General features: G+C 36.4%; 1 protein-coding gene. It reads left to right on the top strand.

Annotated elements, in window-relative coordinates:
* Window positions 1-110 precede the first annotated feature (110 nt).
* Window positions 111-500: a DUF5301 domain-containing protein gene (locus PGZ10_RS16575; RefSeq protein ID WP_029731695.1), complete on the top strand. Its 390-nt coding sequence runs from the start codon at window positions 111-113 to the stop codon at window positions 498-500.
* The last annotated feature ends 44 nt before the right edge of the window (window positions 501-544 follow it).

Genomic DNA, 544 nt, shown 5'->3' with positions numbered 1-544 from the left:
GTTGCAAGCTGTTCCCAGCCGACAAGTTTTACAAAATCTCTCTATACTTTGACGGTCGAATAAAGTATAATGAAGTCAACGACTAATCGGAATTTGGAGGTAATATGCTTATGAAAAAATTTCTTTCTTTGTTTTTGTGTCTTACTTGTGTACTGACTTTAGTTGCGTGTGGAAAAAAGGTAGCTCCTATTACGTTACCTCAAACCGACGAGATTACATCTATTGATATAACTTTTGGGGAAAATACAGTAAGTCATTCAGACAAAACTTGGATAAGTGAAATAATCGCCGATATTTCCAGTTCTGAACCGACTAAGAAGGAAAGTGTTCAAGACTGTCCACAAGTGGAAAGTTATATCAAAATTGACTTCCAGTTTGAGACAGGAACAAGTACTATCTTTGCGTATGAGGATAGTGGTAAATACTATATTGAACAGCCTTATCAAGGAATTTATAAAATTGATAGCCAACTATTCGAAAGGTTACAAGAAACTGATTAATTCCAGTTTGCCACCCACACATCGGGTCAACTTGTCCCGAACTT

Source organism: Coprococcus sp. AF102-57 (assembly GCF_027686195.1).
In the GTDB taxonomy this organism is placed as follows: domain Bacteria; phylum Bacillota; class Clostridia; order Lachnospirales; family Lachnospiraceae; genus Allocoprococcus; species Allocoprococcus comes.
The sequence above is the reverse complement of the archived record's forward strand: the minus strand, read 5'-3'. Positions and strand labels throughout refer to the sequence as shown.

What these genes read in the sequence shown, in the direction of transcription:
- PGZ10_RS16575 (WP_029731695.1), top strand. Translation starts at nt 111, where the DNA reads ATGAAAAAATTTCTTTCTTTGTTTTTGTGTCTTACTTGTGTACTGACT.